Annotated in this window: 15 protein-coding genes; 2 read left to right on the top strand and 13 right to left on the bottom strand. The window is 41.5% G+C overall.

Features of this window, described 5'->3' with window-relative positions; genetic code table 11:
• Positions 1 to 2: 2 nt before the first annotated feature.
• From JK635_RS05115 to JK635_RS05125, 3 genes are all read right to left on the bottom strand, one after another.
• Positions 3 to 1,226 (bottom strand): ATP-grasp domain-containing protein, encoded by a 1,224-nt coding sequence (locus JK635_RS05115; RefSeq protein WP_202652907.1) that lies wholly within the window; start codon positions 1,224 to 1,226, stop codon positions 3 to 5.
• A gap of 180 nt (positions 1,227 to 1,406) precedes the next feature.
• On the bottom strand, positions 1,407 to 2,639 hold the full coding sequence (locus JK635_RS05120; RefSeq protein WP_202652908.1) for a Zn-dependent hydrolase: 1,233 nt from the start codon (positions 2,637 to 2,639) through the stop codon (positions 1,407 to 1,409).
• A 200-nt stretch (positions 2,640 to 2,839) separates the two neighbouring features.
• Entirely contained in the window at positions 2,840 to 3,730 is an 891-nt protein-coding gene (locus tag JK635_RS05125; protein WP_202652909.1) for a LysR family transcriptional regulator, read from the bottom strand.
• Positions 3,731 to 3,850: 120 nt separating this feature from the next.
• On the opposite strand from JK635_RS05125, the gene JK635_RS05130 reads away from it, so the two are divergent.
• Positions 3,851 to 4,918, top strand: a complete 1,068-nt coding sequence (locus JK635_RS05130; protein WP_202652910.1) for a YeiH family protein — start codon at positions 3,851 to 3,853, stop codon at positions 4,916 to 4,918.
• 126 nt (positions 4,919 to 5,044) lie between these two features.
• Here JK635_RS05130 and JK635_RS05135 read toward each other — a convergent pair whose 3' ends face one another.
• The 6 genes from JK635_RS05135 to JK635_RS05155 form a co-directional block, all read right to left on the bottom strand.
• A complete protein-coding gene (locus JK635_RS05135) occupies positions 5,045 to 6,427 on the bottom strand; it encodes an L-cystine transporter (protein ID WP_202652911.1) in 1,383 nt (460 codons plus the stop codon).
• A 257-nt stretch (positions 6,428 to 6,684) separates the two neighbouring features.
• Positions 6,685 to 7,398 carry a hypothetical protein gene (locus tag JK635_RS05140; protein ID WP_202652912.1) on the bottom strand — a complete coding sequence of 238 codons (714 nt, stop codon included), beginning with the start codon at positions 7,396 to 7,398 and terminating at the stop codon, positions 6,685 to 6,687.
• Entirely contained in the window at positions 7,398 to 8,150 is a 753-nt protein-coding gene (locus tag JK635_RS05145; RefSeq protein ID WP_202652913.1) for a hypothetical protein, read from the bottom strand. The genes JK635_RS05140 and JK635_RS05145 overlap by 1 nt, the downstream gene beginning before the upstream one ends.
• On the bottom strand, positions 8,128 to 8,427 hold the full coding sequence (locus tag JK635_RS24630; RefSeq protein WP_306792907.1) for a hypothetical protein: 300 nt from the start codon (positions 8,425 to 8,427) through the stop codon (positions 8,128 to 8,130). The genes JK635_RS05145 and JK635_RS24630 overlap by 23 nt, the downstream gene beginning before the upstream one ends.
• Positions 8,428 to 8,462: 35 nt before the next feature.
• Positions 8,463 to 9,029, bottom strand: a complete 567-nt coding sequence (locus tag JK635_RS24635; RefSeq protein WP_306792908.1) for an ATP-binding cassette domain-containing protein — start codon at positions 9,027 to 9,029, stop codon at positions 8,463 to 8,465.
• Positions 9,026 to 9,406, bottom strand: coding sequence for a GntR family transcriptional regulator (locus tag JK635_RS05155; RefSeq protein WP_202652914.1), 381 nt, complete (start codon positions 9,404 to 9,406; stop codon positions 9,026 to 9,028). The genes JK635_RS24635 and JK635_RS05155 overlap by 4 nt, the downstream gene beginning before the upstream one ends.
• 202 nt (positions 9,407 to 9,608) lie before the next feature.
• On the opposite strand from JK635_RS05155, the gene JK635_RS05160 reads away from it, so the two are divergent.
• On the top strand, positions 9,609 to 10,445 hold the full coding sequence (locus JK635_RS05160) for an aldo/keto reductase (protein WP_202652915.1): 837 nt from the start codon (positions 9,609 to 9,611) through the stop codon (positions 10,443 to 10,445).
• A 120-nt stretch (positions 10,446 to 10,565) separates the two neighbouring features.
• On the opposite strand, the gene JK635_RS05165 is transcribed toward JK635_RS05160, so the two are convergent.
• The 4 genes from JK635_RS05165 to JK635_RS05180 all read right to left on the bottom strand — a co-directional run bounded on the left by JK635_RS05165 (position 10,566) and on the right by JK635_RS05180 (position 13,717).
• Entirely contained in the window at positions 10,566 to 11,036 is a 471-nt protein-coding gene (locus JK635_RS05165; protein ID WP_202652916.1) for a nucleoside deaminase, read from the bottom strand.
• A gap of 222 nt (positions 11,037 to 11,258) precedes the next feature.
• Positions 11,259 to 11,849 (bottom strand): biotin transporter BioY, encoded by a 591-nt coding sequence (locus JK635_RS05170; protein WP_202652917.1) that lies wholly within the window; start codon positions 11,847 to 11,849, stop codon positions 11,259 to 11,261.
• 232 nt (positions 11,850 to 12,081) lie between these two features.
• The gene (locus JK635_RS05175) at positions 12,082 to 12,648 is read right to left on the bottom strand and encodes a GDYXXLXY domain-containing protein (RefSeq protein ID WP_202652918.1); all 567 of its coding nucleotides are present in this window, start codon (positions 12,646 to 12,648) and stop codon (positions 12,082 to 12,084) included.
• Complete coding sequence (locus JK635_RS05180; protein ID WP_202652919.1) at positions 12,641 to 13,717, bottom strand: DUF2157 domain-containing protein; 1,077 nt, start codon at positions 13,715 to 13,717, stop codon at positions 12,641 to 12,643. Before JK635_RS05180 ends, JK635_RS05175 begins: the two co-directional genes overlap by 8 nt.
• Positions 13,718 to 13,881: the final 164 nt, after the last annotated feature.

Raw genomic sequence — 13,881 nt, forward strand, 5'->3', positions numbered from 1 at the left:
CTTTAAAGCGGTTCTAAATAAAATTTTATCTCGGCAGCAGCTTTATTCGCTGTCTTTTTTGCCTTTTCAGCGCTGTCCGCGACGGCAATCACATAGGCATAGCGGTCACCCATCGACTGCGGTTTCCTTAAGATTGCTCCTTTTCGCGGTTTCACGTAAACCATTTTAACTTCATCATGCTTTAACGCTCGATTCTTACCGGTTATTTTGATTAATTTTCCTAGTGAATGAATTGTAATATATTTTGCATAAACATAGTTCATTACTGTTTTTTTCAAATTAGGTTTCAATCCTAAGAATAATTTGATGGTCTCCTTGACCAAATTAATTCCTGTACCCTCTTCAATAATTCGATTCATTGCTCCACCGGACATTCTAGGATTGATCTCAATCAGCTTCCATTCTCCTCTTACGTTCCGCATTTCCAGATGACAGGTTCCATTGGTTAATTGAAGGTGTCTTATAATCTTAAAAACGGCTGTTTCTAATTTTTCACTTTCATCTATATTTAATAGGGCTGGATAATTGTAACCAGTGACAATAAAGCGCGCACCGTTTAAAATCTCCTGTTCAATCACGGCAATAATTGAAATTTCACCATTAACTACCATCACTTCGATTAAATATTGTGGTCCATCTAGATATTCTTCGATTAAAATCACATCATTGGGGATTCTTTTTTTTAAGTATTGTAATCCTTTCATTAATTCCGCGACTGAGTTAACAGGGAGTACATCCTTTGAGCCATTTGATACGGGGGACTTTAACACTAGAGGAAAGGAATTCTCTAGTTGCTGAAGCGCTTCGTCAATTGGTTTATCGATATGATAAATGATATGTTTTGGAGAAACAGGGAGCTCTGTTATATGTTTACGCACAAGTGATTTATTCTCAATCAACGATAAGGCCTTGGTTGATAACTGCACAATTCCTAATTGTTGTGACAGTTCTGCGGCTAAAGCAACAAAGGGGTCAATGAAACTGATAACTGCCTCAATCTGTTTATTTTTCTGCTGTAACTCCTGAATAATCGAAAGAACTATGTTTTTATCCAATAAATCCTCTACATAGATCATTTGTTGCACTTCCGAAAATTCTTTTCTTTGCCTGATAAAACTTTTTCGATTAGTTAATAAAACAGTATAGTATCCCATATTAGTGGATACAAATAGGGCTTCTCTGCTTGTTCCAGATTTATTACTACCAATAAAAACAATTGTCTGCATACGAACCACTCATCCCCAGTATTACAAATTTAATAAAAAATACTCTAACATAAAGTATGTCATTTCAAAATGAATGACACTTGGAATTCCTATTCCTGTGCCCTACTTTTCGAAAATGAAAAAGAGTGGCCGCCTTTATGTTTAGAGGCACCACTCTTCTAGTTTTGTAGTTCAAATTTCCTATTTAGATAATAAAGCGAGAACAGTATCCAAAATAACATTGACCCCTTTTTCACAGTCTTCCCATGTGGTCAATTCTTCCTCACAGTGGCTTTTTCCATTGATGCTTGGAACAAATAACATCGCTGTCGGAACATAACTGGCAATAAACTGGGCATCATGTCCCGCGCCGCTGACCATTCTTCGGTTTGAATATCCCAGCGAAGCGGCGGATTGCTCTAATAGTTGACACAGTTCAGGTGCAAACCAAACGGTATCACGCTCCCATAATTTCGTTGTCTTCACTTCACAGCCCTCATTTACCCCTAGAGACGGCAGGCCTTGAATGATATCTTTTACTGTCGTGATGATCTCCATGTTTTTATGCCTTGCTTCCAGTGTAAAGACCACTTTATTGGGAATAACCGTGTGGATACTTGGATAAACATTTACCCTGCCAATCGTATAGACCAACTCCTGATCCAGTACACTTAAACGCTTGCGTATTTCATTGATCAGGTTATTCGCGGCAAACAAGGCATCCCTTCGCATGGACATTGGCGTTGTCCCGGCATGGTTGGATTCGCCTGTCACTTCAATTTCATAGCAGGCCATGCCTACAACGCATTCCACTACCCCGATCGTCAATGCTTCTTTTTCCAAAACCGGCCCTTGTTCAATATGCATCTCTAAAAAGGCCGTCGCTTCCTTCAGCCGATTCTCAATGTCACCCGCATAGCCGCTGGCTGCCAAAGCTTCACCAAAAGTAATTCCTTCTGAATCCTGACTCCCGAACATGACGTTTTTATCAAATTTCCCCGAAAGGACACCTGAAGCCATCATTGACGGTTCAAATCTGGCCCCTTCTTCATTGGTAAAATTGACAAGCGTAATCGGAATGCTGGGTTCAATTTGATTTTCAACCAGTGTCCTTACAACTTCTAAACCGGTTAGTACTCCTAAAATGCCGTCAAACCGGCCTCCTTTTTTGACGGAGTCGATATGGGAACCGATCACGATTGGCGGTTTATCCTCAAGACCCGCGAGCGTTGCGTACATGCAGCCCATATCGTCTACCTTGACGGTCATTCCCAGTTCCTCGCAGCAGGTACGAAAATAGTCTCTAGCTTGAATATCTTCCTTTGATAACGACAAGCGGGTAACCCCATTATTTTCGGTCCGGCCAAACTCTGCAAACTTTTCCAACTCCTGTTTCAATCTTTTGCCATTAATTAAAACCTTTTGTCGCTGCATTCTGTAACACTCCCCTTTACCCATAATTTAAGTGTGTCAAAATGTCTGTTTCCACAAATGGAGCATCGTTTTCCTTTCAAAAAGACGATATGTTAAAATATTTCGTCAATTATAAATTATAAATCCTTCCCAAAAGTTGTCATTAGACAAAACATAACATCTTTACGCTAACTTGTTTTATAGTTTGTATGATTCACTGATTACTCAAAGTCAGACAAGTATTCCCTTAAGGTTTCAATAAACGTTTTAACCGCTTTAGTCTGAAACGTGGTATGCGTGATAATCGAAAAATTTCGGATAAAAGGAAGTCCCTCTACATCAATCACCCCGAGGTAGCCGTTTCGCAGTTCTTTTTCAATTGCCCAGTGGGATAATAAAGAAATTCCCAGGCCAGCTTGCACCGATTCCTTAATCAGCTGTGTGCTGCCAAATTCCATTATTTTTTTCGGAGTAAACTGATGACTGCTAAAAAGGTTTTCCGCCGCCTCTCTTGTTCCAGAGCCCTCCTCCCTTAAGATCCACGTTTCTTCTGCTAATTCGGCCAAACTGAGTGTACCTGGTTTATTAGTTAAGGAATGGTCCGGGGAAGCGACGATAACCATCTTATCTTCAGAAACGACTTCTGAATTAAGCTGGTCATTATGTAAAAATCCTTCAATAATACCAATATCTAATAGATGGGAACTTACCAGCTCAATGATTTCCTTTGAGTTGTGAATTTTAATTGATGGCTGAATATGCGGATAATTATGTTGCATTCTTGCAATAATATGCGGCAATAAATATTCGCCAAATGTGTAACTTGCTCCAATAGTAATCGGTCCACTCGCGTTATTGGTGAGATCATCGACCAAAGATTGCATTTTTGTCATCAGCGCCAAAATTTCCTGAGCATGATAATAAACGATTTCTCCGGCCTGATTGAGACGGACAAACTTGTTGGTTCGTTCCAACAATCTGGCACCAATCTGCTCCTCCAACGATTTGATGTACTGGCTGACGGCCGGCTGAGTCATGTGTAATTCCTCTGCGGCCTTTGAAAAATTCCCCTTTTCAACCACCTTTACAAAAATCTGTAAATATTGATCCATTATCCTAGAAGCCTCCTACGTTTATAACTGCTTACTTATTATACCTATTATATATATTTATTTTTCTTATCAATCAAATAGTTGTACTCTAAGTTTAGATTTTAAATTGAGGTGATCTTGGTGGGGAACGAAACAGCTCAAGCATTATCTTTAGATGAGGAATTCGAAAAGCAGTCTAAAAAGCCTGCGCCGAAGCCATCTGTTGGTCTCTGGCTCGGGGGTATTGCCTTTACATTTATTACTGCCTTTTGTGGCTTTGCCTTAGCAAAAGTGCCCGGATTTGACCGAGTCGGACCGCTGGCCAGTGCAATTGTGATTGCCATCATTTACCGGCAGGTTTTTGGCTATCCTGAAAAAATTCGTGCGGGGATTCAATTTTCAGCAAAACGATTTCTGCGATTCGCCATTATTTTATATGGGTTAAAGCTAAATATTGATATCGTCCTACATCAGGGGCTGGGTCTGCTTGCCCGCGATGCTGGTGTGATTACGTTTGCCATTCTGTTAACCGTTTGGCTTGGTAAATGGTTGAAGGCAGAGTCGACACTTACAATGCTCGTTGGAATCGGTACTGGCGTATGCGGAGCAGCCGCGATTGCCGCGGTTTCCCCGATTATTAAAGCGAAGGACGAAGATACCGCAATTGGGGTTGGTATTATTGCATTGGTGGGAACAATTTTCTCGATTACCTATACGATATTACGGCCTATCTTGCCGCTATCTGCGATTGAATACGGCATTTGGAGCGGGATCAGCCTGCACGAAATCGCCCATGTTGCCTTGGCTGGCGCGCCAGCAGGGCCGGATGGCTTAGCAATTGCCCTGCTGGCCAAGCTTGGCCGAGTGCTCTTGCTGATTCCCTTATGTTTCATTCTCATGTATTGGATGAAAATGCGAAGCGCCGGGAAGACCGGGACTGAGGGGACAAAAATTGAATTTCCATGGTTCCTGATTGGCTTTATTTTAATGAGTGTATTTGGAAGCTATGTCCTTGGCAAATCCATTCCGGTTTCAAAAGCGGCCATGGACGAAATTTCCACAGCCACTACCTTTATTTTAACCTCTGCAATGGTCGGCCTTGGCTTAAACGTCAGCCTCCACGACCTACGCACAAAAGCACTGCGTCCGCTGATTGCGATGTTAATTACATCCGTACTGCTTTCAGTCATTGCTTATTTTATTGCGTAAAAGAAAAAGGTGTCAGGCACCATTCGTGGACAAATGACTTCATTTGTCCACCCCAGGTGGACAGTCGAAGTTTCAATAGGACTGTCCCGCTGTTTTGGTGCTTGACACCTTATTTATGCTTTTTTATTAAGCTTCAGCTATAGTTGTTTGTTGATAGACATCTTTTTCCAACTCACCTGTTGCTCTTGCGGTTAAGATTCCTGCCGTCATGCTGCCGCTGACATTAAGAGCGGTACGTCCCATGTCAATCAGTGGCTCTACTGAAATGAGCAAACCGACTATGGCGATTGGCAGGTTCATCACGGATAATACAATCAGGGCCGCAAAGGTTGCTCCACCGCCCACTCCGGCAACTCCGAAGGAACTGATCGCGACAACCAAAATTAGGGTTAAAATGAATGATAGACTCGTTGGGTCAATCCCGGCAGCAGGTGCTACCATGATCGCTAACATCGCTGGATACATACCGGCACAACCATTTTGTCCGATTGAAAGTCCAAATGAAGCAGCAAAGTTGGCAATCCCTTCTGAAACCCCAAAATCCTTCGTCTGCGATTTAATATTTAATGGTAATGTCCCTGCACTTGTCCGTGAGGTAAATGCAAAAGTCAATGTTGGTAATGCTTTTTTCACATAATTTAGCGGATTTAATTTTGCAAATGTTAATAGCAATAAATGGACGATAAATATGAGAATAAGTCCTACATATGATGCAACGACGAATTTTCCTAACTTGACAATAGCTTCATAATCACTTGTCGCTGTTACCCTGGTGATGATCGCCAAAATCCCATACGGAGTCAAACGAAGAATCAAAGTAACAACCCTCATAATAATCGTGTACAAGGTATCAATTATTTTCGCAAAGAAATCCGCCGATTCCGGATTTTTTCGCTTTACTCCCAGATAGGCCATTCCGATAAAAGCGGCAAAAATGACGACAGCAATAGTCGATGTTGGCCGTGCACCGGTTAAATCCTGAAACGGATTGCTTGGCAATAATTCCAAAATTTGTTGAGGAATTGTCATGTCTTTAACCGTGACTACTTTTTCCTGCAACAGGGCATTGCGGGCATTTTCGGCTTCCCCTGCAGTCAGGTGAATCCCGTCAAGTCCAAATCCCAACGCTGAGCCGATGCCAATGGCAGCTGAAATAGCAGTCGTCCCAAGCAGGATTCCAATGACAAGGAAGCTGATTTTCCCGATGTTTTTGGTTAACTTTAATTTTGTAAAGGCACCGACAATTGAAATAAATACGAGTGGCATAACAATCATTTGCAGCAGTTTCACATACCCGTCAGCAACGATGCTAAACCAGTCGATTGACCCAGTGGTTACTTTTGAAGTTACCCCATAAATCAAATGAAGTACTAACCCAAATACGATCCCTAAACCTAGCGCCGTAAACACGCGTTTTGAAAATGACACGTGCTTCTTTTGCATAAAAAATAAACCAGCCATGAGCAAAAATAACACAGCAATATTCACGATGATAAGAATGGTGTTCATGATGTCTCCCCTTCATATAGTAAGTTAATAGAACATTTTCTTATACGAAAATCTTAATACTATAATTCCAATAAGTCAAGTAGGAATTATAGTAAATGATATGATCTAATCAAAACCTACTAACCTTACAACCTCAAAAAACCGGACCGCCACAGGGACTATCCGGTTTAAATTATTGTCTGAAACACAACTGTCCACCCCAGGCGTACAAATGTCCACGAGTGGTGTCAGGCACCAACAAGGGCACCATCCACTGTTCACTTTACGTATTCGAGGTTGAGGTCGGAGTTTTTGATTATTTTTAGATTTTGTGGGACTTTGAGATATAAGATCGCCTGTCCTTCGCTGGAATAGGATTCGTGACCGAAAAAGTTTTCACCGTTAAATTGCTTGACGGTAAATACGTTTGAGAATTGTGATAATCTTAGTTGGTTTTTTGACGAATTGGCGAGACGCAGACGGTTACCTGTTATTTCAAGTCCAGGAGGATGAACCAATTTTGAGATATCCATTCCATTCACTTCAGATCTGGTCATATAGAAACCAATCTCAATGTGACCATCATTTTGTCCCTTTCTTTCCACTATAAAGGTAATGTTATAGGAAGTATCATTATTAGTGGTAATTTCAAGCTGCTGTTGCTTAAATTTGAAATCCCAACTTTTCAACAAAAACTTCTGGTCATACTGGTTGATATTCCCCGCTATTGCCGCATCATACAAACTCGTGCTTTCCTGATCAAGCACATTACTGTTTGCCTTTTTCAATTCAGTCAAGCCCTTAACCGGTAATACATTACTTATTACCATGGAAATGATAAGAATGGCTAAATATGCACCAATAGCCCAGCGGACCCGCATACTATAAGGCAGCCACCCGCTTCTATTTACCGTTTTCGCCAGTTTGAAAGCCAAGCCAACAACACAACCTATGACTATTAACATAATGAAAATAGGAATGATCGCCACCATTATGGTTTCACCTCCATTTTGTTAGACAGGATAAATGCACCACAAAACATTAGGACTGCCACAACCAAAACTTTAACGATAAAAAGAACAAGCGATGTTTCCATAGAGAAAAACTTAACCAAAGCAGCAATGACCCCATCCTGCCCGCGTAACCCATCAAGTATTAACCCACCAACAAAGATAACCGGCAGCACAACTGCGAAGGCCCGGCTTAACTGAACAAGTGTCCCCACCATGTACCCTATTGCACAAAACAGAAGAATATAGAGAGTCGTCACGCCAGTACCGATTAACAAATCCATTACTCCGGCTAAATTCACAGGACTGATGATTAAAAAACTGCTTTTAAAAATGAAGACAATGATTTTTACCAAAAAGGTAGTCAACATCGAGGTGATCCCTCCGACTATACTCGCGGTCAGCAGGAACAAGGCATTGGATAAATTACTACTGAGACGATTGGTAACCAATATGAAATCATCATTTCGGTACGCCTTCGTGGTAATCAGAATGGCGGTGATGAACCCCCACAGGATTGTAAATCCAACCACCGTATCTGCCGAATAATAACGGAGCTCCAAGTCTATCAAGCCACCGCTGCTCGCCATCATGCCAGAGCTGCCTTGCGAAAACAAAATGGCGATTAGTTGAACGATAACCATTGACATAAACACCTGAATATAGGCCTTCAGCTTGTAAGCATATTGGCGCTTGACAATCTCCCACAGACTAACCTTCGTTAAAGACATCATCAATGCCTCCCTTCGTTTTACCAGTTAAATAGACACAGAGATCCGTAGAGCTCACAGGCAGAACATTCATCCCGGCCTGCTTTGCCTTCTGCACTTCTACCTCCGAGAAATCATTTCTTACCACCACATAAGATTGATCAAAGGCACCGCTTTTCGAAAAAATAACGTCCCGGTCCTTCGTCCATTCGTTCACAAGAGCAGCCTTCCCTTCCAGCCCAATGGCCCATTCGCGAAAATCAGCCATTGACATATGAAGCAGGTTCCCGCCCTGTTTCATCAGTAAAATATCCTCTAATAAATCCTCAATTTCTTCTAAATGATGACTCGAGAGAATAATTGTCCGGGGATTCGCATGTAGTCCTTAAGTAAAGCCCGGTAAAAATCCTTGCGAACCGCCGCATCCATCCCTGTTGTTGGCTCATCAAACAACGTTAATGGCGTACGGGCCGCTAAACCTAAGATTGAATTGAAGGTGCTCCTCATCCCTTTCGAGAGCCCATTATAATATTGCGATGGATGGAAAGAAAAGTATTCAAACAGGCGCTGGGCTAGCTCCCGGTCCCAATTTTTATAAAACTTTCCCATTGCCTCAAGAATTTCTTGGAGATTCAAGGCTGTCGGCAGGGTCAATTGTTCATGAACAAAAATAAGGTTTGCCGAAACGAATAAATTATTAAACGGATTTTCGGAAAAAACTTGGATCTCTCCAGACGTCTGTCTCATATAACCGGCAATAATTTTCAGCAATGTTGATTTCCCTGCTCCATTGCGGCCAATTAACCCGGTAATCGTGTTTTCTTCAATTTTGCAGGAAAAATGATTCAGCGCCTTCGTGCTGCCAAAAACCTTTGTCAATCCGTTACATTCAATTATACTCATTGCCGCTCCTCCTCCATATTTGCCGTTTTGATCATTTCAATCAGCTCTTGTTTGCTAACATTCAATCGTTCCGCTTCTTGGACAATCTCCTGGACTAGTCGTTTTAAGGTTTGATTTTTCCGCTTGTTGACAATTATGGCTTTCGCATCGTGCGTAACAAACATGCCCAGTCCGCGCTTTTTATAAAGAATTTGTTCATCCGCCAATAGGTTCAACCCCTTTGCCGCCGTTGCCGGGTTAATATTAAAAAGGTCCGCCAGCTGATACTGGGAGTAGATTTTCTGATCACTTTCAAAATTTCCATTCAGAATTTCATTCTCAAGCCATTCCGAAATCTGTAGATATATCGGCTTTGTTCCGTCGAGATTTAGAGCCATTTTCACTCCCGCCTCCTCTCTGACATAGTACATTACTGTTGTAATGTAGTATATTATAACCCGCATTAATCTGCAACCATTTTTGGATAAAACTTCAATCTTTTTACTTCGAAAATTGTTATATAAAGACTCCCGGGGTAACTTTCATAAGCTTATGACTAACGCTATACTAGAGGAAGATACTGATAGAGGAGGAGCACGCATGAAGGAAACCTTTGAGGATCAAATTACATTACATAATGGTGTCACCATCCCTCAGCACGGTTTTGGAGTATATAAAATCACTGACCCGGCCGAAATGGAAATTGCAATCCCTAAGGCACTGGAAGTAGGCTATCGTTCTTTTGATACGGCGCAAATGTATCAAAATGAAGCCATGCTTGGAGAGCTATTATATAATAGTTCAGTTCCGAGAAAGGACCTGTTTATTACAACCAAAATCAATAACGGAAACCAGGGGTATGATCAAACATTATTTACGTTTGAGGAGTCTTTAGCCGACTTACAGCTTAGCCAGTTGGATCTCCTGCTTGTCCACTGGCCAAGCGAAAAGTATTTTTTCGATACTTGGCGCGCGTTTGAACGTTTATATGATGAAAAAATGGTACGGGCAATTGGTGTTTGTAATTTTCATCAACACCATCTTGAAAAATTAAAAACAAAAGCGAATGTCATGCCGATGGTAAACCAAGTTGAGCTTCATCCCTATTTGACACAAGAAGCATTAAGAAACTATCTGAAGGAGCAAAATATTGCAGTTGAAGCATGGAGTCCGCTGGCAAGAGGGAGGATCCTTAATGATCCAGTCCTTGAAGAATTGGCACGGAACTATCATAAAACCACGGCACAGATCATTCTTCGCTGGCACCTGCAGCATGAGTTGATTTTTATCCCGAAATCCGTCACCCCTAGCCGTATAGCAGAAAATAGCGATATCTATGATTTTGAACTATCCGCTGAGGACATGAAAAAAATTGACAAATTAAATAGAAACCAGCGAACCGGATCCGACCCTGATGATGTCTACCCAACCATCTAAATGATTAAGCAACGGCTGACATTAAGCGAATCAACCAAAAGGCACCCTCCATACTTTGGATCGTGCCTTTTTTCTGTCCTCCTGTGACGGACAAATGTCCACGAGTGGTGCCTGACACCATTAATATTGCTGCTTTTGTGGAAGGCTGACCCAGGCATTAAAGGGTAGATAGGTGTTTTCCGGAAGAATACGAACCATGGGGATGCTGCGTTGATTCGGAGGCAAGGCAATTTGTCGGTAAATAAAATGATCATCAAAACCAATTCGGGCTGCATCTTCATTGGTACAGGCGTAGAATATTGATTTGAGTCTTGCCCAATAAATTGCACCTAAACACATCGGACACGGCTCACAGCTTGTATAGAGTTCGCAGCCGGTCAGCTGAAAGCTATTCAAATACTTGCAAGCTTCTCGAATCGCCTCCATTTCTGCATGTGCTGTCGGGTCTTTTTTCACTGCCACCTGATTTCGGCCTACACTAATAATCCGTCCCTCTTTTACGACTATAGCCCCAAATGGACCACCACCATTCGTTAGTACATTTTCGAGCGCAACATCCACGGCAATCTTCATAAACATAAACTCCCGCATAACTCCCCCCTAATATCGGTAACATCTTTCTTTTTTACTAATGTATTATCCAATATAAGGAAAAAGAATCAAAGAAAAAAAGAATAATCTATTACTACATCTTTGATAATTGCCCCGATAACCAAAAGAAGTGGTATAACCGAGAACTGGTTATACCACTTCTTTATTTGGTATCAACGCTAGGTGAAGATAACACGTAGTGCTTACATCCATATCCATGGCTTAGGAAGCTTTTTTTAATCTCTTGAATTGTCCCTTTGATAATACTGATTTTTCCAGCCGATGGGCCAAAACTCCAGCGAATACTGCGAGGATGATGTCTTTTGGCAGCGGTGGAATCATCCACAACCAGGCCATTTTGTAGGTAAATCCCTCTGGGGCTGTAAACCATAGCTTATAAGCATAGTACATCCAGTTCGTTCCGAACAGGTAATTTACGCTCATCCCTATTAAAGCCGCAAGGATAAAAGCAGGCAGCGACTTTTTCTTTTCGACAATTTTCCCAGCAATAAATGCAAGGAAAATAAACGAGACAATGAAACCAAAGGTCGGGCTGAGTATTGTTGAAGGACCGGCGCCAAATTTGGAAAATACCGGAACACCTACTAAACCAACAAGCATATAACTAACCATTGCAATAGAACCTAAGCGGCTGCCCAATACCAACCCCGCCAGAATTGCAAAAAAAGTTTGTAAGGTGATCGGCACTCCACCTACTGTCAAAAATGGAGCAATTGAAGTAATGTTAGCTCCAATCCCCATGAGAGCAACAAACATCCCAACAAGGGTAATATCCAGTGCTTTTAATTTCATCTATTCTCCCACCCTATTAAAAAATTTCCATAGTTTTAAGATAAAGGGTAAGAGAGAACATTGTCAACCTATTTTTAATTTAGGTTAACAAAAAAATCACTCTTGGGATTTACCAAATTATAAAACAACAATCCTTTGTTTTAGTTAACTGATGCTTGTGTTATAGTTAGTTAATAATACCTTATTTGATGGAAAATTATCACAAACTGTCCACCCCAGATGGACAATTCGCCTATTTTGTCCACGGACGGTGCCTGACACCAATTTCAATATTGGTTAGGATTGCGTAGCCGTTGTTAACTTTGACTTTGGCGAGGATTTGACCTTTTGTGGAGGCTTCTTCCCATTTGGTTCCGGTGTTGTCTTCGACGTAGTATTTGTCAAGGCTGTATTGGATGAAGGCCACTTCCATTCCTTCGCCATTGGTACCGATATAATCCAGCTTGCCTTTTAAAAACACACCGTTTTTCGGCTTGTTCAGCGTCACTTTCACAGGATGATCGATACCGTCTTTCTTTTTCAAAACAACATATACATTCTGTTCACCAACGCCCCAACTCCCGTTCCTTTCCAGCTGCTTGATCACCTCCGTTTCGACCAACTCTTTCGGAACTTCCTCCGCCTCATAACGAAGGATCACATAATCCCCGCGGAACAAATCTGTTGGGTCAACCGGCTTGGTTTGTAAAGTAATTTCCTGCCCGGTAAGCAATGTAAGAAGGGGCTGAAAGCACATGCCAAGAAGAATGAGCACCGGTACCGCACAAGCTACTATCAACTGTTTCGTCCGTTTATGCATGCTTGCCCTCTCCCTTCCGTCTTTGTTTTTCAAAATAAAACCCAAAGCCGAGTAAAAGTACACCGCCTATGATAAAGACGAATGATTTGGGCAGGAACTCAAAGGAGATATCAAGGTAAAAACGGAAAATCATGACACATAAGATAATAATACTAAACAAGCTGCCGCGTTTAATTAGGTACAGCAGGAAGAGAAGATACAACAGTGAAAAAGGAATGTACAACCACTCCACTTGCGCTGGCCAGGTTTCATTAAAGGATAATAGCAGTGCGGCACATCCATGAGTGATATAGCCTAAATTCACGTAAATGTCATGAATTTTTCCTTTGCGTAAAACTAGAACAATCCCAATTACTAAAAGTATGAGACCTTGAATAAAGGGCTCATCGAAAGATCCATACCTGAAGAGGAAAAAATTAATAACTGTAACAAGAAAGACAAGCTGCACAACACCATTTACAAATGCTGTTCCTCTTGAGAAGGCAATTTTTCCATTTAAAAAATGCAATGCAACAATCAGAACCACAATCCAGATCGGAATGACCTTCCCTTGCAAATAGATAGCGTCCATGAGATGAAAAAGTGAGAAAAAAGCAGCCGCGAGCAAAATCCATTTATCTCGAAGCACCCAGGCTAAGGGGATAATTCCAATCGCCCACCACAAAAATGCATCCTGAGTACTGCCACCAATGTGAAACATTTGCTCCACCAAGAAGATCCCGGCCCCGAACACGATCACCCCAAGGTAATAAAAGCTTTTCGAGGTCTTCGGGTAATTACCTTCAAGCTTATACCCGGCAAATTGACATGCGATAAAGATACCAACAATCAGAAGAAATTTAATTGGCTTGGCAATCTCGGCCCAGTTGCTGGCAATAAAGCTAAGAATTCCGGCACCGATTAAAATCGAGCCAACATACAGCAATGTTCTTGTAAAAGATGGTTTGCCTCTGACTTCATACAGCGATTCAATTTGTTCAGCCTTTTCATGAGTAATGATTTCAGCTGCAGCTAAGTAATCCAGCTCCCTTTTTAAAAACTTCAGCTCCGTCTCCCGAACAACACGCATGAATATGTCCTCCTTTCTATTTTGATCCAGAAAAGCCTAATTGGGTAAAGGATGGAAGTAATATCCTATTTCTATTGTATTCGAAATGCTGCAAACTTTCCAAACGAAACTGAAGAACATCCCCCTGAATAATAAGTTTTCCTCTGAAATGTATCTTTCAGAAT

The organism is Neobacillus paridis (genome assembly GCF_016765675.1).
GTDB classification, from domain to species: Bacteria; Bacillota; Bacilli; order Bacillales; family Cytobacillaceae; genus Neobacillus; species Neobacillus paridis.

What these genes read in the sequence shown, in the direction of transcription:
- JK635_RS24630 (WP_306792907.1), bottom strand. Translation starts at nt 8,427, where the DNA reads ATGAAACAGGGCGGGAACCTGCTTCATATGTCAATGGCTGATTTTCGC.
- JK635_RS05155 (WP_202652914.1), bottom strand. Translation starts at nt 9,406, where the DNA reads ATGGCTCTAAATCTCGACGGAACAAAGCCGATATATCTACAGATTTCG.
- JK635_RS05125 (WP_202652909.1), bottom strand. Translation starts at nt 3,730, where the DNA reads ATGGATCAATATTTACAGATTTTTGTAAAGGTGGTTGAAAAGGGGAAT.
- JK635_RS05140 (WP_202652912.1), bottom strand. Translation starts at nt 7,398, where the DNA reads ATGGTGGCGATCATTCCTATTTTCATTATGTTAATAGTCATAGGTTGT.
- JK635_RS24635 (WP_306792908.1), bottom strand. Translation starts at nt 9,029, where the DNA reads ATGAGTATAATTGAATGTAACGGATTGACAAAGGTTTTTGGCAGCACG.
- JK635_RS05165 (WP_202652916.1), bottom strand. Translation starts at nt 11,036, where the DNA reads ATGCGGGAGTTTATGTTTATGAAGATTGCCGTGGATGTTGCGCTCGAA.
- JK635_RS05145 (WP_202652913.1), bottom strand. Translation starts at nt 8,150, where the DNA reads ATGATGTCTTTAACGAAGGTTAGTCTGTGGGAGATTGTCAAGCGCCAA.
- JK635_RS05170 (WP_202652917.1), bottom strand. Translation starts at nt 11,849, where the DNA reads ATGAAATTAAAAGCACTGGATATTACCCTTGTTGGGATGTTTGTTGCT.
- JK635_RS05115 (WP_202652907.1), bottom strand. Translation starts at nt 1,226, where the DNA reads ATGCAGACAATTGTTTTTATTGGTAGTAATAAATCTGGAACAAGCAGA.
- JK635_RS05175 (WP_202652918.1), bottom strand. Translation starts at nt 12,648, where the DNA reads ATGCATAAACGGACGAAACAGTTGATAGTAGCTTGTGCGGTACCGGTG.
- JK635_RS05135 (WP_202652911.1), bottom strand. Translation starts at nt 6,427, where the DNA reads ATGAACACCATTCTTATCATCGTGAATATTGCTGTGTTATTTTTGCTC.
- JK635_RS05120 (WP_202652908.1), bottom strand. Translation starts at nt 2,639, where the DNA reads ATGCAGCGACAAAAGGTTTTAATTAATGGCAAAAGATTGAAACAGGAG.
- JK635_RS05180 (WP_202652919.1), bottom strand. Translation starts at nt 13,717, where the DNA reads ATGCGTGTTGTTCGGGAGACGGAGCTGAAGTTTTTAAAAAGGGAGCTG.
- JK635_RS05160 (WP_202652915.1), top strand. Translation starts at nt 9,609, where the DNA reads ATGAAGGAAACCTTTGAGGATCAAATTACATTACATAATGGTGTCACC.